The sequence below is a fragment of the Enterobacter sp. HK-058-C-ECC genome (assembly GCF_047531125.1).
Lineage (GTDB): Bacteria > Pseudomonadota > Gammaproteobacteria > Enterobacterales > Enterobacteriaceae > Enterobacter > Enterobacter quasiroggenkampii.
Genome location: NZ_JBLKCH010000013.1, coordinates 1 through 15,752, shown reverse-complemented (window position 1 = coordinate 15,752; position 15,752 = coordinate 1). Strand labels below are relative to the sequence as shown.

Here is a 15,752-nt window from a genome sequence, read left to right as displayed (position 1 = left end):
GTGCAAGCGCAGCGCCGCCGGGCGTAAAGCATTAGCCGGTGTTACGCATACCCGCCGCAACGCCCGCAATCGTCACCATCAGCGCCTGTTCAACGCGTGGATCCGGCTCTTTCCCTTCTTCTTCCGCCAGACGCGAACGGTGCAGCAGCTCTGCCTGCAGGACGTTCAGCGGGTCGGTGTAGATGTTACGCAGCTGGATAGACTCGGCAATCCACGGCAGGTCCGCCATCAGGTGTGAGTCGTTGGCGATATCCAGCACCACTTTGATGTCGCCTTCCAGCAGTTCGCGCAGCTCTTTACCCAGCGCCCACAGCTCTGGCTTCACCAGGCGCTGATCGTAGTATTCCGCCAGCCAGAGGTCAGCTTTCGAGAAGACCATCTCCAGCATTCCCAGACGGGTAGAGAAGAACGGCCAGTCGCGACACATGGTCTCCAGCTCGCTCTGTTTGCCGTCTTCCACCACTTTTTGCAGTGCGGCACCGGCACCCAGCCAGGCGGGCAGCATCAGACGGTTCTGCGTCCAGGCAAAGATCCACGGGATTGCACGCAGAGACTCTACGCCGCCGGTCGGTCGACGTTTTGCAGGACGTGAGCCCAGCGGCAGTTTACCCAGCTCCTGTTCAGGCGTGGCTGAACGGAAGTAAGGCACGAAATCTTTGTTTTCACGCACGTAGCCGCGGTACAGATCGCAGGAGATAGCCGACAGCTCGTCCATGATGTGGCACCAGGAGGCTTTCGGCTCCGGCGGTGGCAGCAGGTTCGCTTCCAGGATCGCGCTGGTATAAAGCGACAGGCTGCTGATGGTCACTTCCGGCAGGCCGTACTTGAAGCGGATCATCTCACCCTGCTCGGTCACGCGCAGGCCGCCTTTCAGGCTTCCCGGCGGCTGTGACAGCAGTGCCGCGTGTGCTGGCGCGCCGCCACGGCCAATTGAGCCACCGCGTCCGTGGAACAGGGTCAGCTCGATACCGGCTTTTTCGCAGGTTTTGATGAGTGCATCCTGCGCCTGATACTGCGCCCAGGATGCCGCCATCACGCCCGCATCTTTCGCGGAGTCGGAATAGCCGATCATTACCATCTGTTTGCCCTGAATAAAGCCGCGATACCAGTCGATGTTCAGCAGCTGGCTCATCACGTCGTTGGCGTTGTTCAGGTCGTCGAGAGTTTCAAACAGCGGGGCGACCGGCAGGGCGTAGTCGATTCCCGCTTCTTTCAGCAGGAGGTGGACGCCCAGCACGTCGGATGGGGTTTTCGCCATGGAGATCACATAGGCGGCGACCGATCCTTTCGGTGCGTCCACGATCGCTTTACAGGTGTTGAGCACTTCGCGGGTATCGTTGCTTGGCTCCCAGTTGCGCGGCAGCAGAGGGCGCTTGGAGTTCAGCTCGCGGATCAGGAACGCCTGCTTGTCAGCTTCGGACCAGCTTTCATAGTCACCGATGCCGAGATAGCGGGTCAGCTCGCCCAGCGCTTCGGTATGACGGGTACTTTCCTGACGCACGTCGATACGCACCAGCGGCACGCCAAAACACTTCACGCGACGCAGGGTGTCGAGCAGTTCGCCGTTGGCGATGATGCCCATCCCGCAGGCCTGCAGCGATTTATAACAGGCGTAAAGCGGCTCCCAGAGCTGTTCGTTCTGGCTGAGCAGGCCTTCTGGTTTTGGCAGGCGCTGGCCTTTCAGGCGCGCTTCCAGCCAGGCCTGAGTGGCCATCAGCTGACCACGCAGCTTTTTCATCAGGAAACGGTACGGCTCGCTGGCGCCTTCTTCGCCGGCCAGCGCGCGCAGTTCCGGCGTCGCTTCAACCATCGACAGCTCGGAGATCAGCACCTGAATGTCTTTCAGGAACAGGTCGGTCGCTTTCCAGCGGCTCAGCAGCAGGACGTGGCGGGTGATTTCTGCGGTAACGTTCGGGTTGCCGTCGCGGTCGCCGCCCATCCAGGAGGTGAAGCGAACCGGCACGAAATCGACCGGCAGACGGTAGCCCAGGTTCGCTTCCAGCTGTTCGTTCAGCTCGCGCAGGTAGTTTGGTACCCCTTCCCACAGGCTGTTTTCCACCACCGCAAAGCCCCATTTGGCTTCGTCGACCGGGCTTGGGCGATGCTTACGAATTTCATCGGTGTGCCAGGACTGGGCAATCAGCTGGCGCAGACGGCGCATCAGCTGGTTGCGTTCATAGTCGGCAATGTCTTTGTTATCCAGCTGCTTCAGGCAGTTGTTCACTTCCACCATTTTGTGGATCAGGGTGCGACGGGTAATCTCGGTTGGGTGAGCGGTCAGTACCAGCTCCAGCGAAAGCGACTCCACCGCTTTTTTGATGGTGGCTTCGTTGAGGTCGGGCTGGTCTTTCAGTTTACGAAGGGTGCGGGCAATGACTTCCGGGTTGCTGGCCGCTTCGCCGTTTGGCGAAATGCTGTGGTATTGCTCAGCGGTGTTGGCCAGGTTCAGGAACTGGCTGAAGGCGCGCGCAACGGGCAGCAGCTCATCGTTAGAGAGGTTCTGCAAGGTGGTGAGCAGCTCCTGACGACTGGCCTCGTTACCGGCACGGGAAGATTTAGACAGCTTGCGGATGGTTTCAACGCGGTCGAGGATGTTTTCCCCCAACGCATCTTTGATGGTATCTCCAAGCACTTTGCCGAGCATACTGACATTACTACGCAACGCGGAATATTGTTCGTTCATAAAAACCCAGTCACCCCATCATTTTTGTTTATGCCCATGTGAAAATCTTTTGGACATTATTTTGTCATCTCCCTTTATAAAGCCACGTAAAACCCCCGTCGTCAATTGCTGCGAAAACGGTTCAGCAAACGAATAAATGTGGGCAATTTACGAAATTTAATTCGCATTGCGTCAGATAAGAGATGCTTATGGAAATGTGACGAAGATCGCGGGATTTACTCCCCTCATCCTGCCCTCTCCCCAAAGGGGAGAGGGTGTTCAAATTCCCTCTCCCCTGTGGGGAGAGGGTTAGGGTGAGGGGCAGTTTTTAATGCCAGCAGAAGTGATGCACAACCTGGGTAATCAGTTCGCGGGTGGGTTTGATAAAGCGGGTTTCCAGATATTCATCCGGCTGGTGCGCCTGGTTGATGGAGCCAGGGCCAAGAACCAGCGTCGGGCACAGCGTCTGAATAAACGGCGCTTCGGTGCAGTAATTCACTACGTCAGTTTTTTCACCGAGCAGCTTTTCCACCACTTCGACCAGCTGATGGTCCGGCGGGCATTCATAACCCGGAATCGGCGGGTGCAGTTCCGAGACCGTCAGACGGCCCGGCCAGCGCTCACTCACCGGGGCCAGCGCTTCGTTCAGTAAACCATCCAGATCGCTCAGGGTCATGCCCGGCAGCGGTCGGATGTCCATGTGCAGCTCGCAGCAGGCGCAGATACGGTTCGAGGCATCACCGCCGTGCAGGCTGCCGAGATTGAGCGTTGGATACGGCACGGTGAACGCCTCATAGTGGTAACGCTCTTTCAGATCGTCGCGCAGGGTCATGATGCGGCCGATGGCGTCATGCATCAGCTCAATGGCGTTCACGCCGCGCGCCGGATCGCTGGAGTGGCCGGACTGGCCGAGCACGCGCACGGCGGTAGAGATATGGCCTTTATGCGCGCGAATCGGCTGCAGAGACGTCGGTTCGCCGATGATCGCGCAATCCGGGCGAATCGACGTGTTTTCAGAGAAGTAGCGCGCGCCCGCCATGCTGGTCTCTTCATCAGCGGTCGCCAGAATGTAGAGCGGTTTTTTCAGCTTCGTCACGTCCACGTCACGCAGCGCGTCGAGGATAAAGGCGAAGAAGCCTTTCATGTCGGCGGTGCCCAGGCCGTAGAGCTTGTTGTCGTGCTCGGTCAGGGTGAACGGATCGCGCGTCCAGCGGCCATCGTCGAACGGCACGGTGTCGGTATGACCGGCCAGCAGCAGGCCGCCAGCACCGGTTCCGGTACTGGCGAGCAGGTTAAATTTGTGGCGAGTGCCGGGGACGGGCTGAACCTCAACGTTAAACCCAAGATCGCTAAACCAACCCGCCAGCAGATTGATTAAAGACTCATTGCTCTGATCCAGCGCTTCTTCCGTTGCGCTGATAGACGGTGTGGCAATCAGGGCGCGGTAGATCTCGATAAATGGCGGTAAGTTCATTTTCATTGTTGACACACCTTAGGTCGTGATAGTATCAATATTCATGCAATAAATGTGAATAAAAATACATTAACGTTGAGCATAAAGGAACCCGATGTTGAATACGCTGATTGTAGGCGCTAGCGGTTATGCGGGCGCAGAGCTTGTAAGCTACGTGAATCGCCATCCACATATGACCATAACCGCTTTGACCGTGTCAGCGCAAAGCAATGATGCAGGAAAGTTAATTTCCGATTTGCATCCGCAGCTTAAGGGCCTGGTCGATCTGCCGCTGCAGCCCATGTCTGACATCAGCGAGTTTACTGACGGCGTCGACGTGGTGTTTTTAGCCACCGCACACGAGGTCAGCCACGACCTGGCGCCGCAGTTCCTGGCGGCTGGCTGCGTGGTCTTCGACCTCTCCGGCGCGTTCCGCGTTAACGACGGCGCGTTCTACGAAAAATATTACGGTTTCACCCATCAGCATCCGGATCTGCTTGAAAAAGCGGTGTACGGCCTGGCGGAGTGGAGCGCAGATAAACTGAAAGAAGCGGATCTGATTGCCGTTCCGGGCTGCTACCCGACGGCGGCGCAGCTTTCCCTGAAGCCGCTGATCGACGCGGGTCTGCTGGATCTGAACCAGTGGCCGGTGATCAACGCCACTAGCGGCGTGAGCGGTGCAGGACGCAAGGCGGCGATCTCTAACAGCTTCTGCGAAGTGAGCCTTCAGCCGTATGGCGTGTTTAATCACCGTCATCACCCTGAAATCACGACGCATCTGGGCGCGGACGTCATTTTCACCCCGCACCTGGGCAGCTTCCCGCGTGGGATCCTCGAAACCATTACCTGCCGCCTGAAGCCTGGCGTGACCAAAGAGCAGGTGAGCGAGGTCTTCACGCAGGCGTATGCGGACAAACCGCTGGTACGTCTGTACGACAAAGGCGTGCCGGCGCTGAAAAACGTGGTCGGTCTGCCGTTCTGCGATATCGGCTTTGCCGTTCAGGGTGAGCATCTCATCGTGGTGGCCGCAGAAGATAACTTACTGAAAGGCGCTGCCGCACAGGCAATGCAGTGTGCAAATATTCGTTTCGGTTTCCCTGAAACGCAGGCTCTTATTTAAGGTGTGATGATGAACCCATTAATTATCAAACTCGGTGGTGTACTGCTGGACAGCGAAGAAGCGCTGGAGCGTCTGTTTACCGCGCTGGTGAACTATCGCGAATCACACCAACGTCCACTGGTGATTGTGCACGGCGGCGGCTGCGTGGTGGATGAGCTGATGAAAGGGCTCAACCTGCCGGTGATCAAGAAAAACGGCCTGCGCGTGACGCCTGCGGATCAAATTGACATTATCACCGGTGCGCTGGCGGGTACGGCGAACAAAACCCTGCTGTCCTGGGCGAAGAAACACCACATTGCCTCCGTTGGCCTCTATCTGGGCGATGGCGACAGCGTAAAAGTGACCCAGCTCGACGAAGCGCTCGGTCATGTTGGACTGGCGCAGCCGGGTTCGCCTAAGCTGATTAACACGCTGCTGGAAGGCGGGTTCCTGCCAGTGGTGAGCTCTATCGGCGTGACCGAAGAGGGTGAGCTGATGAACGTTAACGCTGACCAGGCGGCAACCGCACTGGCGGCAACGCTGGGTGCGGACCTGATCCTGCTCTCCGACGTGAGCGGCATTCTGGACGGAAAAGGCCAGCGCATCGCAGAAATGACGGCAGAGAAAGCCGAGCAGCTGATTGCGCAGGGCATCATCACCGACGGCATGATCGTCAAAGTGAACGCCGCGCTGGATGCGGCACGCACGCTGGGTCGCCCGGTAGATATCGCCTCCTGGCGTCACGCGGAGCAGCTCCCGGCGCTGTTTAACGGCACGCCGATTGGCACGCGTATTTTAGCGTAATCGATTTAATGTTTTGTAGGCCCGGTAAGCGCAGCGCCACCGGGCAATGAAATTCAAAGATATTAAGGAAGCATGTTATGGCACTTTGGGGTGGGCGTTTTACACAGGCAGCGGATCAGCGGTTCAAACAGTTCAACGACTCTTTGCGCTTCGACTACCGCCTGGCCGAACAGGATATTGTCGGCTCTGTGGCCTGGTCCAAAGCGCTGGTGACGGTGGGCGTGCTGACCCCAGAGGAACAGCTGCAACTGGAAGAGGCGCTGAACAATCTGCTGGAAGAAGTGCGTCTGGATCCGCAGCAAATTCTGCAGAGCGATGCTGAAGATATTCACAGCTGGGTGGAAGGTAAACTGATCGACAAGGTCGGCCAGCTGGGTAAAAAGCTGCACACCGGCCGGAGCCGTAACGACCAGGTCGCCACCGATCTGAAGCTGTGGTGTAAGGATACCGTTGGCGAACTGCTGGCGGCTAACCGTCAGCTGCAGACCGCGCTGGTGGAGACCGCACAGAATAATCAGGACGCGGTGATGCCGGGTTATACCCACCTGCAGCGCGCGCAGCCGGTGACCTTTGCGCACTGGTGTCTGGCCTATGTAGAGATGCTGGCGCGTGACGAAAGCCGTCTGCAGGATACCCTGAAGCGTCTGGACGTCAGCCCGCTGGGCAGCGGCGCGCTGGCGGGTACCGCTTACGAAATCGACCGTGAACAGCTGGCAGGCTGGCTGGGCTTTGCCTCCGCTACCCGTAACAGCCTGGATAGCGTCTCCGATCGTGACCACGTGCTGGAACTGCTCTCTAACGCGTCTATCGGTATGGTGCACCTGTCGCGCTTTGCCGAAGACCTGATCTTCTTTAACTCTGGCGAAGCGGGCTTTGTTGAGCTGTCCGACCGCGTGACCTCAGGTTCATCCCTGATGCCGCAGAAGAAAAACCCGGACGCGCTGGAGCTGATCCGCGGGAAATGTGGCCGCGTGCAGGGCGCGCTGACCAGCATGATGATGACCCTGAAAGGGCTGCCGCTGGCGTACAACAAAGATATGCAGGAAGACAAAGAAGGGCTGTTCGACGCGCTCGACACCTGGCTGGACTGTCTGCATATGGGCGCGCTGGTGCTGGATGGCATTCAGGTGAAGCGTCCGCGCTGTCAGGAAGCGGCGCAGCAGGGCTATGCGAACTCGACCGAGCTGGCGGATTACCTGGTGGCGAAGGGCGTACCGTTCCGTGAAGCGCACCATATTGTCGGTGAAGCGGTGGTGGAAGCCATTCGTCAGGGTAAACCGCTGGAAGATCTGGCGCTGGCCGATCTGCAGAAATTCAGCGCGGTTATCGGGGATGATGTGTATCCAATACTGGCGCTGCAGTCCTGCCTGGATAAGCGTGCGGCGAAAGGCGGCGTGTCGCCTAAGCAGGTGGCGCAGGCGATTGCGGATGCGAAAAACCGACTGATTTGATGCCTGAAACGTCGGGTGGCGGCTTCGCCTTACCCGACCTACAAAACCGCAGCCCAACCCTGAGTTGGGCTTTTTTACGCAAAAAAAAAGCGGACCACGGGGTCCGCAAAAGTTCACGTTGGCTTTAGTTGTTCGAGTTTTGAGAGAAACTCGCTGACGGTGCGGGGACGTCAAGGGTCAAACACGTGCCGCCTCGTCTATGTGGTGTATTATTCAACAGAATGCTTGATAGGGATAATCGTTCGTTGCTATGCTATCTATCGCCATGAACTATCGTGGCGACGGAGGATGAATAATGAATATTCGTGATCTTGAATACCTGGTAGCGTTAGCCGAGCATCGTCACTTTCGCCGCGCGGCAGATTCCTGCCACGTCAGCCAGCCCACGCTGAGCGGCCAGATCCGCAAGCTGGAAGACGAACTGGGCGTGATGCTGCTGGAGCGCACCAGTCGTAAGGTTCTGTTCACACAGGCAGGTCTTCTGCTGGTGGATCAGGCGCGCACCGTGCTGCGCGAGGTCAAAGTGCTCAAGGAAATGGCAAGCCAGCAGGGGGAGGCCATGTCCGGCCCGCTGCATATTGGCCTGATCCCAACCGTTGGCCCGTACCTGTTACCGCACATCATTCCGATGCTGCACCAGACGTTCCCGAAACTCGAAATGTACCTGCACGAAGCGCAAACCCATCAGTTGCTGGCACAGCTGGACAGCGGCAAGCTCGACTGCGCCATTCTGGCACTGGTAAAAGAGAGTGAAGCCTTTATTGAAGTGCCGCTGTTCGATGAGCCGATGATGCTGGCGATCTATGAAGATCACCCGTGGGCGAACCGCGATCGCGTGCCGATGGCCGATCTGGCGGGTGAAAAGCTACTGATGCTGGAAGATGGCCACTGCCTGCGCGATCAGGCGATGGGCTTCTGCTTCGAAGCGGGTGCGGATGAGGATACCCATTTCCGCGCAACCAGCCTGGAAACGCTGCGTAATATGGTCGCGGCGGGAAGCGGTATTACGCTGCTGCCTGCGCTGGCGGTACCGCACGAGCGTAAACGTGATGGCGTGGTTTATTTGCCGTGCATTAAACCAGAGCCGCGTCGTACGATTGGCCTGGTCTATCGCCCTGGGTCACCGCTGCGCAGCCGCTATGAGCAGCTGGCAGAGGCCATCCGTGGTGCGATGGATGGCCATTTTGACAGCGCGTTAAAACAGGCGGTTCAGGCCGTTTAGTGCCGCGACCCGATAGGCTTCCGCCATGGTCGGGTAGTTAAAGGTGGTGTTAACGAAGTACTCAATGGTGTTACCACCACCTTTCTGCTCCATGATGGCCTGGCCGATATGAATGATTTCCGCGGCGCGTTCACCAAAGCAGTGAATCCCGAGGATCTCTTTCGTCTCGCGATGGAACAGAATTTTCAGTGTACCCACGCTCATCCCCACGATTTGCGCCCGCGCCAGATGTTTAAACTGCGCACGACCCACCTCGTAAGGTACCTTCATTGACGTCAGCTGCTGCTCGGTTTTACCTACGGAACTGATTTCCGGGATGGTGTAGATGCCCGTCGGGATATCTTCAATCAGATGCGCCGTCGCTTCGCCTTTCACCAGCGCCTGAGCCGCAATGCGTCCCTGGTCGTAAGCGGCTGAGGCCAGGCTTGGATAGCCAATGACGTCGCCGACCGCGTAAACGTGCGGCAGGGCGGTCTGATACATGCTGTTGACCTTCAGCTGACCGCGGCTGTCGGTTTCGAGCCCGATATTTTCCAGCTGCAGGGAATCGGTGTTGCCGGTACGGCCGTTGGCGTACAGGAGGCAGTCCGCTTTCAGCTTCTTGCCGGACTTGAGGTGCATGATCACCCCGTCGTCGCAGCCTTCGATCTTCTCGTACTCTTCGTTGTGGCGAATGACCACGCCGCTGTTCCAGAAGTGGTATGAGAGGGAGTCCGACATCTCCTGATCGAGGAAGGCCAGCAGGCGGTCGCGAGTGTTGATCAGGTCAACTTTGACGTCCATTCCGCGGAAGATCGACGCATATTCGCAACCGATGACCCCTGCGCCATAGATAATGACGTGGCGGGGTTCATGGTGCAGGCTCAGAATCGAGTCGCTGTCGTAGACGCGCGGGTGCGAGAAGTCCACGTCGGCCGGATGGTATGGGCGTGAACCGCAGGCAATCACAAATTTTTCAGCGGTGATGGTTTCAACCGACCCGTCGTGGCATTCGAGTGCCAGAGTGTGTTCATCCACAAAATGCGCGTTGCCCTGCAAAATTTCACAGTGGTTACGCTCATAAAACCCCTGACGCATGCGCGTCTGCTGGTTAATGACGGTATCCGCGTGGTTCAGGATGTCGGCAAAGGAGGAACGAAGAAGTCGGGAGTGGTCGCTGTAAAGAGGGTTCTGGTTAAATTCGATAATGCGGCTAACGGCGTGGCGGAGGGCTTTCGAAGGGATGGTGCCCCAGTGGGTGCAACCGCCGCCGACATTATGGTAGCGCTCAATGACCGCTACTCTGGCTCCCTGTTTCACCAGACCCATAGCAGCGCCTTCGCCGCCGGGGCCGGAACCAATAACTATTGCGTCGTAATCGTAGGAATGTGGCATGGCAAGGCTTACCTGTTCTTATACATAAAAGCAACAGAATCATAACATCATTGCCAGAGTAACCCAATTATCGTTGTGCTTTTTTCCGGCAGTGGAGCACAAACCGCACGTAAACAATCATTCACAAAGCCAGGCAAACAGATTAATTTTATTCTCTGGTATAGTGCCATCAGGCCTTTGGAAGGATTCAACTATCGTGATGGGCGTAAGAGCACAACAAAAAGAGAAAACCCGGCGTTCGCTGGTGGAAGCCGCATTCAGTCAACTGAGTGCTGAGCGAAGTTTTGCCAGTTTGAGCCTGCGCGAAGTCGCACGTGAGGCCGGGATTGCGCCAACGTCCTTCTATCGTCACTTCCGTGATGTGGATGAACTGGGCCTGACCATGGTCGACGAGAGCGGTTTGATGCTGCGCCAGCTGATGCGCCAGGCGCGTCAGCGTATCGCCAAAGGGGGCAGCGTGATCCGTACCTCCGTGTCGACCTTTATGGAATTTATCGGCAATAACCCCAACGCGTTTCGTCTGCTTCTGCGCGAGCGTTCGGGCACGTCGGCGGCGTTTCGTGCCGCCGTCGCGCGCGAAATTCAGCACTTCATCGCGGAACTTGCCGACTATCTTGAACTCGAAAACCATATGCCGCGTGCGTTTACCGAAGCACAGGCCGAGGCGATGGTGACGATTGTTTTCAGCGCAGGTGCCGAAGCGCTGGATGTCAGCATTGAACAACGCAAGCAGCTTGAAGAGCGACTGGTATTGCAGCTCAGGATGATCTCCAAAGGCGCGTACTACTGGTATCGCCGTGAACAAGAGAAACTGGCACATCAAACCGAAGAGTGAAGGTGAGTAATGAAACAGTCAGGTCAGGATAAAGGGACGCTGTTGCTGGCATTGATCGCTGGCTTATCCATTAATGGTACGTTCGCCGCTATTTTTAGCTCCATCGTGCCGTTTTCGATTTTCCCGCTGATTGCGCTGGTGCTGACGGTGTACTGCCTGCATCAACGCTACCTGAACCGCACCATGCCGGTGGGGTTACCGGGGCTTGCCGCCGCCTGCTTTATTCTGGGCGTATTGCTGTACAGCACGGTGGTGCGCGCGGAGTATCCGGATATCGGCTCTAACTTCTTCCCTGCGGTACTGTCTGTGGCGCTGGTGTTCTGGATTGGCTCGCGCATGCGTAGCCGTAAAAGCCAGTTACCGGAGTAAAGGTTTTTGTCATTGTAGGCCGGATAAGCGAAGCGGCATCCGGCTTTTTTGGCAGGTGGCGCTTCGCTTACCTGCCCTACGAGGCCACATTACTTCGCCGTGAGCAGTACACCGCACTCCATATGGTGCGTATACGGGAACTGATCGAACAGCGCCAGACGTTCAACCTTGTGCGTCTGGCCTAACGTTTCCAGGTTCTTGCACAGCGTCTCCGGATTACAGGATATGTACAAAATACGCGGGTACGCCTGCACCATCTTCTCGGTTTCGCTGTCCAGGCCACTGCGCGGCGGGTCGACAAAAATTGTCTCACACTGGTAGCTCTTCAGATCGATGCCTTCCAGACGGTTAAACTGGCGAACGCCGTTCATCGCCTGCGTGAACTCTTCTGCGGCCATACGAATGATCTGCACGTTGTCGATATGGTTGGCGGCAATGTTGTACTGCGCGGCGGCAACCGACGGTTTGGCGATTTCCGTTGCCAGGACGCGATCGAAGTTACGCGCCAGCGCCAGCGAGAAGTTGCCGTTACCGCAGTAGAGTTCAAGCAGATCGCCCGTTGATCCTTCCGTCGCCTTCAGTGCCCACTCCAGCATCTGCACGTTCATTGCAGCGTTCGGCTGGGTGAAGCTGTTCTCGACCTGACGATACACCATCTCTTTACCCGCCACCGGCAGACGCTCGTCGATGTAGTCCTGATCCAGCATGATTTTGGTTTTTGTCGCGCGGCCAATCAGGTGAACGTTGATGTTCTGCGCACGCAGCGCATCGCGCAGTGCTTCTGCCTGCTCGCGCCACTCGTCGTTCAGGGCTTTGTGGTACAGCAGGGAGACAATCGCCTGATTGCTTTGCGTGGTCAGGTAGTCAATCTGGAAAAGCTTGTTACGCAGTACCGGATTGTTACGCACGGCGTCCATTATCAGCGTCATCAGCTGGTTGATAAGCTCACTCGCCGCCGGGAAGCTGTCCACGCGGATACGGGACTTCGTCTGCTGATCGAAAATGATGTGGTACAGGTCGTCACCGTCGTGCCAGATGCGGAACTCGGCACGCATGCGGTAGTGGCTGACAGGAGAGCGGAACACCTCGGGAACGGGCGCGTTGAAAGGCGTCATCATACTTTGCAGGCGGACAACTTTCTCTGCCAGCTGCGCGTCGTACTGTTCTGTCGGGAGGTGTTCTGGGGTCATGATGCGTCCTGAGTGATAAAGAATTACGCGGCGATTGTAGGGATTGTTCAGGGGATGTCCAGATTTAATGGCCAATAGCTGTCTGGACATCCATACGTGTCTAATTGTAGCATTCTGTTTCCGGTCTCCTGAGAGTGAAAAGGGAATCCAGTGTAAATCTGGAGCTGACGCGCAGCGGTAAAGACTGGCGGGATGAGCGTTGTAGACACTGTGAAAATGGGAAGTCTTCATCCTTATATAGCCACCTAGCCCGAAGACCTGCCGGGATCACGTCGCATTTGGTTTCATCATCGCGTGCTATCGATGAGGCCTGCGGCATCCTTCTTATATTGTGGATGCTTTAACAATGATTAAAAAAGTATCGCTGTTGACGGCGTTGTCCGTCACGGCATTTTCGGGCTGGGCGCAGGATAGCGCAGACTCGTTGGTGGTGACGGCAAATCGTTTTGAACAACCTGAAAAAACTATTCTGGCTGCAAACACGGTTGTTACGCGTGCCGATATTGACCGTTGGCAGTCAACCTCGCTCCTGGATGTTATGCGTCGCCTGCCCGGCGTGGATACGGCGCAAAATGGCGGGATGGGGCAACTCTCTTCTCTCTTTATCCGTGGCACCAACTCCAGCCACGTCCTGATCCTTGTTGATGGGATCCGCCTTAACCAGGCGGGCGTCACGGGGTCGTCCGATCTCAGCCAGTTCCCAATCTCCCTGGTACAGCGAATCGAATATGTTCGTGGACCGCGTTCGGCGGTATACGGCTCAGACGCGATCGGTGGCGTCGTAAACATTATTACCACTCGCGCGAAGGACGGTACCACGCTGAATGCTGGCGTAGGCTCGCATGGCTACCAGAATTATGGTGGCAGTACTCAGCAAACACTGGGCGACAGCACACGCGTCACGCTTGCGGGTGATTACACCTATACCAAAGGGTTTGATGTGGTTGCGGACGGCAACAATGGTGGCCTTGCCCAGACCGATCGCGACGGCTTTATGAATAAAACGCTCTACGGCGCACTGGATCACGCATTCTCGGAGCAGTGGAGCGGTTTTGTTCGCGGCTTTGGCTACAGCAACCGTACTGCCTACGACGGTTACTACAGCTCATTTACCCCTGACGTACTGGTCGATACCCGCCAGCTTTATAGTCAGACCTGGGATGCAGGATTGCGCTTCAATGATGACATCTTCCATTCACAGCTGCTCACCAGCTATAGCCACAGCAAGGACTATAACTACGACCCGAATTTAGGCCGCTACGATTCGACAGCCACGCTGGATGAAATCAAGCAGTACAATGTCCAGTGGCTCAACTCCGTTGATGTTGGCCATGGGAACATTGGCGCGGGCGTTGACTGGCAGAAGCAGAGCACCGAGCCAGGTACAAACTACGTGACCAACGGCTACGACCTGCGTAACACCGGCGTCTACCTGACCGGGCTGCAGCAGTTTGGTGACTTCACCCTGGAAGGAGCGGTTCGCAGCGATGACAACTCTCAGTTCGGTCGTCATGGCACCTGGCAAAGCAGTGCGGCCTGGGAGTTCGTGGAGGGTTACCGTTTCGTTGCTTCTTATGGTACGGCCTATAAAGCACCGAATCTGGGTCAACTCTATGGTTTCTATGGCAATGACCATCTTGATCCAGAAGAGAGCAAACAGTGGGAAGGTGCGTTTGAAGGCCTGACGGCAGGCGTGAGCTGGCGCGTATCCGGCTACCGTAATGACGTTGATAATCTCATCGACTTCGATAATAACCTCCAGCAATATTACAACGTCGGTAAAGCACGCATTAAAGGTGTGGAAGCGACAGCATCGTTTGACACGGGGCCGTTGACGCATACTGTAGGCTACGACTACGTGGATGCCCGCAATGCTGCAACCAACGAACTTCTGGACCGCCGTGCTAAGCAGCAGGTGAAATATCAGCTCGACACGCAGATCTATGATTTCGACTGGAGCCTGACTTATCACTATCTTGGTACGCGTTACGACACTGACTTTGGTACTTACCCGTCTGAGAAAGTAAAAATGGGCGGTGTAAGCCTGTGGGATGTCGCAGTTTCGTATCCTGTCACCTCACACCTTACAGTTCGTGGTAAAATAGCCAACCTGTTCGATAAAGATTACGAGACAGTTTATGGCTACCAAACTGCAGGACGGGAATACACTTTGTCTGGCAGCTACACCTTCTAATCCGCGTCCCACCGTGCTGGTGTTTGATTCCGGCGTCGGTGGGCTTTCGGTCTATGATGAGATTCGGCATCTCCTGCCGGATCTCCATTACATCTACGCCTTCGATAACGTCGCTTTCCCGTACGGGGAAAAGAGCGAAGATTTTATTGTCGAGCGCGTGGTGGAAATCGTCACTGCGGTACAAAAGCGCTATCCCCTTGCGCTGGCCGTCATCGCGTGTAACACGGCGAGCACTGTTTCTCTTCCCGCCCTGCGTGAAAAATTCCAGTTCCCGGTTGTGGGCGTCGTCCCTGCAATAAAGCCTGCCGCGCGTCTGACAGCGAACGGCATTGTGGGCTTGCTGGCCACGCGAGGCACGGTAAAGCGTCCTTATACCCGCGAGCTGATCGACCGTTTCGCTAATGAATGCCAGATTGCGATGCTCGGTTCGGCTGAGCTGGTGGAGATGGCGGAAGCGAAGCTGCATGGCAAGTCGGTATCACTCGACGAGCTGCGTCGTATTCTTCGTCCGTGGCTTAGGATGCCCGAACCCCCGGATACCGTTGTGCTGGGCTGTACCCACTTCCCGCTACTCCAGGAAGAGCTATTAGAGGTACTGCCGGAGGGGACGCGCCTGGTGGATTCCGGAGCGGCTATTGCCCGTCGTACGGCATGGTTGCTGGAGCATGAAGCCCCGGATGCGAAATCTACCGATGCGAATATCGCGTTTTGTATGGCGTTAACAAAAGAAACTGAACAACTTTTACCCGTTTTACGCCGTTATGGCTTTGAAACGCTCGAAAAACTGGCGCTATAGCACGGTTTTGAGCAAAAAAGAGACGGTTGAAAGTTTTTTTTAAAAGAGGGGTTGTCAACGTCTGAGAACTCCCTATAATGCGCCTCCACTGACACGGAACAACGGCTTACAGGCCGCCGGGTTAGCGGGGTTCAGAGATGAACGCCAACAGAGAAAAGCGAAAATAATCACTTGACTCTGTATGAGGAAAACGTAATATACGGGACCTCGCAACGGTGAGCGAAAGCCGCGTTGCACTGCTCTTTAACAATTTATCAGACAATCTGTGTGGGCACTCAAAGTGACATGGATTCTTAATGTCTT

General features: G+C 56.4%; 12 protein-coding genes and 1 riboswitch. Of the genes, 8 read left to right on the top strand and 4 right to left on the bottom strand.

Annotation, left to right across the window (positions count from 1 at the left end; translation table 11 throughout):
- Positions 1-31: 31 nt before the first annotated feature.
- Positions 32-2,683 (bottom strand): phosphoenolpyruvate carboxylase, encoded by a 2,652-nt coding sequence (gene ppc, locus ACMWJS_RS19565; RefSeq protein ID WP_008501791.1) that lies wholly within the window; start codon positions 2,681-2,683, stop codon positions 32-34.
- A gap of 307 nt (positions 2,684-2,990) precedes the next feature.
- A complete protein-coding gene (gene argE / locus ACMWJS_RS19560) occupies positions 2,991-4,142 on the bottom strand; it encodes an acetylornithine deacetylase (RefSeq protein ID WP_008501790.1) in 1,152 nt (383 codons plus the stop codon).
- Positions 4,143-4,230: 88 nt separating this feature from the next.
- On the opposite strand from argE, the gene argC reads away from it, so the two are divergent.
- From argC to oxyR, 4 genes are all read left to right on the top strand, one after another.
- Positions 4,231-5,235, top strand: coding sequence for an N-acetyl-gamma-glutamyl-phosphate reductase (argC, locus tag ACMWJS_RS19555; RefSeq protein ID WP_024909174.1), 1,005 nt, complete (start codon positions 4,231-4,233; stop codon positions 5,233-5,235).
- A gap of 6 nt (positions 5,236-5,241) precedes the next feature.
- Complete coding sequence (argB, locus tag ACMWJS_RS19550; RefSeq protein ID WP_086374972.1) at positions 5,242-6,018, top strand: acetylglutamate kinase; 777 nt, start codon at positions 5,242-5,244, stop codon at positions 6,016-6,018.
- Positions 6,019-6,095: 77 nt separating this feature from the next.
- On the top strand, positions 6,096-7,469 hold the full coding sequence (gene argH, locus ACMWJS_RS19545) for an argininosuccinate lyase (RefSeq protein WP_414747442.1): 1,374 nt from the start codon (positions 6,096-6,098) through the stop codon (positions 7,467-7,469).
- A 295-nt stretch (positions 7,470-7,764) separates the two neighbouring features.
- Positions 7,765-8,691, top strand: a complete 927-nt coding sequence (gene oxyR, locus ACMWJS_RS19540) for a DNA-binding transcriptional regulator OxyR (RefSeq protein ID WP_044597477.1) — start codon at positions 7,765-7,767, stop codon at positions 8,689-8,691.
- On the opposite strand, the gene sthA is transcribed toward oxyR, so the two are convergent.
- Complete coding sequence (gene sthA / locus ACMWJS_RS19535; RefSeq protein ID WP_008501785.1) at positions 8,665-10,065, bottom strand: Si-specific NAD(P)(+) transhydrogenase; 1,401 nt, start codon at positions 10,063-10,065, stop codon at positions 8,665-8,667. The genes oxyR and sthA overlap by 27 nt on opposite strands.
- A 196-nt stretch (positions 10,066-10,261) precedes the next feature.
- On the opposite strand from sthA, the gene fabR reads away from it, so the two are divergent.
- Positions 10,262-10,900: an HTH-type transcriptional repressor FabR gene (gene fabR / locus ACMWJS_RS19530; protein ID WP_008501784.1), complete on the top strand. Its 639-nt coding sequence runs from the start codon at positions 10,262-10,264 to the stop codon at positions 10,898-10,900.
- Between the two features lie 9 nt (positions 10,901-10,909).
- The gene (locus ACMWJS_RS19525) at positions 10,910-11,269 is read left to right on the top strand and encodes a YijD family membrane protein (RefSeq protein WP_008501783.1); all 360 of its coding nucleotides are present in this window, start codon (positions 10,910-10,912) and stop codon (positions 11,267-11,269) included.
- A gap of 89 nt (positions 11,270-11,358) precedes the next feature.
- Here ACMWJS_RS19525 and trmA read toward each other — a convergent pair whose 3' ends face one another.
- On the bottom strand, positions 11,359-12,459 hold the full coding sequence (gene trmA, locus ACMWJS_RS19520; RefSeq protein WP_167215600.1) for a tRNA (uridine(54)-C5)-methyltransferase TrmA: 1,101 nt from the start codon (positions 12,457-12,459) through the stop codon (positions 11,359-11,361).
- A 104-nt stretch (positions 12,460-12,563) separates the two neighbouring features.
- A riboswitch (cobalamin riboswitch) is annotated at positions 12,564-12,740 on the top strand.
- A 65-nt stretch (positions 12,741-12,805) separates the two neighbouring features.
- On the opposite strand from trmA, the gene btuB reads away from it, so the two are divergent.
- Positions 12,806-14,653: a TonB-dependent vitamin B12 receptor BtuB gene (btuB, locus tag ACMWJS_RS19515; RefSeq protein ID WP_334755877.1), complete on the top strand. Its 1,848-nt coding sequence runs from the start codon at positions 12,806-12,808 to the stop codon at positions 14,651-14,653.
- The gene (gene murI, locus ACMWJS_RS19510; protein ID WP_414747441.1) at positions 14,598-15,449 is read left to right on the top strand and encodes a glutamate racemase; all 852 of its coding nucleotides are present in this window, start codon (positions 14,598-14,600) and stop codon (positions 15,447-15,449) included. Before btuB ends, murI begins: the two co-directional genes overlap by 56 nt.
- Positions 15,450-15,752 lie beyond the last annotated feature (303 nt).

Bases quoted from the DNA above. Each gene is read 5' to 3' on its own strand.
- murI (WP_414747441.1), top strand. From the start codon at position 14,598: ATGGCTACCAAACTGCAGGACGGGAATACACTTTGTCTGGCAGCTACA.
- trmA (WP_167215600.1), bottom strand. From the start codon at position 12,459: ATGACCCCAGAACACCTCCCGACAGAACAGTACGACGCGCAGCTGGCA.
- ACMWJS_RS19525 (WP_008501783.1), top strand. From the start codon at position 10,910: ATGAAACAGTCAGGTCAGGATAAAGGGACGCTGTTGCTGGCATTGATC.
- argH (WP_414747442.1), top strand. From the start codon at position 6,096: ATGGCACTTTGGGGTGGGCGTTTTACACAGGCAGCGGATCAGCGGTTC.
- argB (WP_086374972.1), top strand. From the start codon at position 5,242: ATGATGAACCCATTAATTATCAAACTCGGTGGTGTACTGCTGGACAGC.
- oxyR (WP_044597477.1), top strand. From the start codon at position 7,765: ATGAATATTCGTGATCTTGAATACCTGGTAGCGTTAGCCGAGCATCGT.
- ppc (WP_008501791.1), bottom strand. From the start codon at position 2,683: ATGAACGAACAATATTCCGCGTTGCGTAGTAATGTCAGTATGCTCGGC.
- btuB (WP_334755877.1), top strand. From the start codon at position 12,806: ATGATTAAAAAAGTATCGCTGTTGACGGCGTTGTCCGTCACGGCATTT.
- argE (WP_008501790.1), bottom strand. From the start codon at position 4,142: ATGAAAATGAACTTACCGCCATTTATCGAGATCTACCGCGCCCTGATT.
- argC (WP_024909174.1), top strand. From the start codon at position 4,231: ATGTTGAATACGCTGATTGTAGGCGCTAGCGGTTATGCGGGCGCAGAG.
- sthA (WP_008501785.1), bottom strand. From the start codon at position 10,065: ATGCCACATTCCTACGATTACGACGCAATAGTTATTGGTTCCGGCCCC.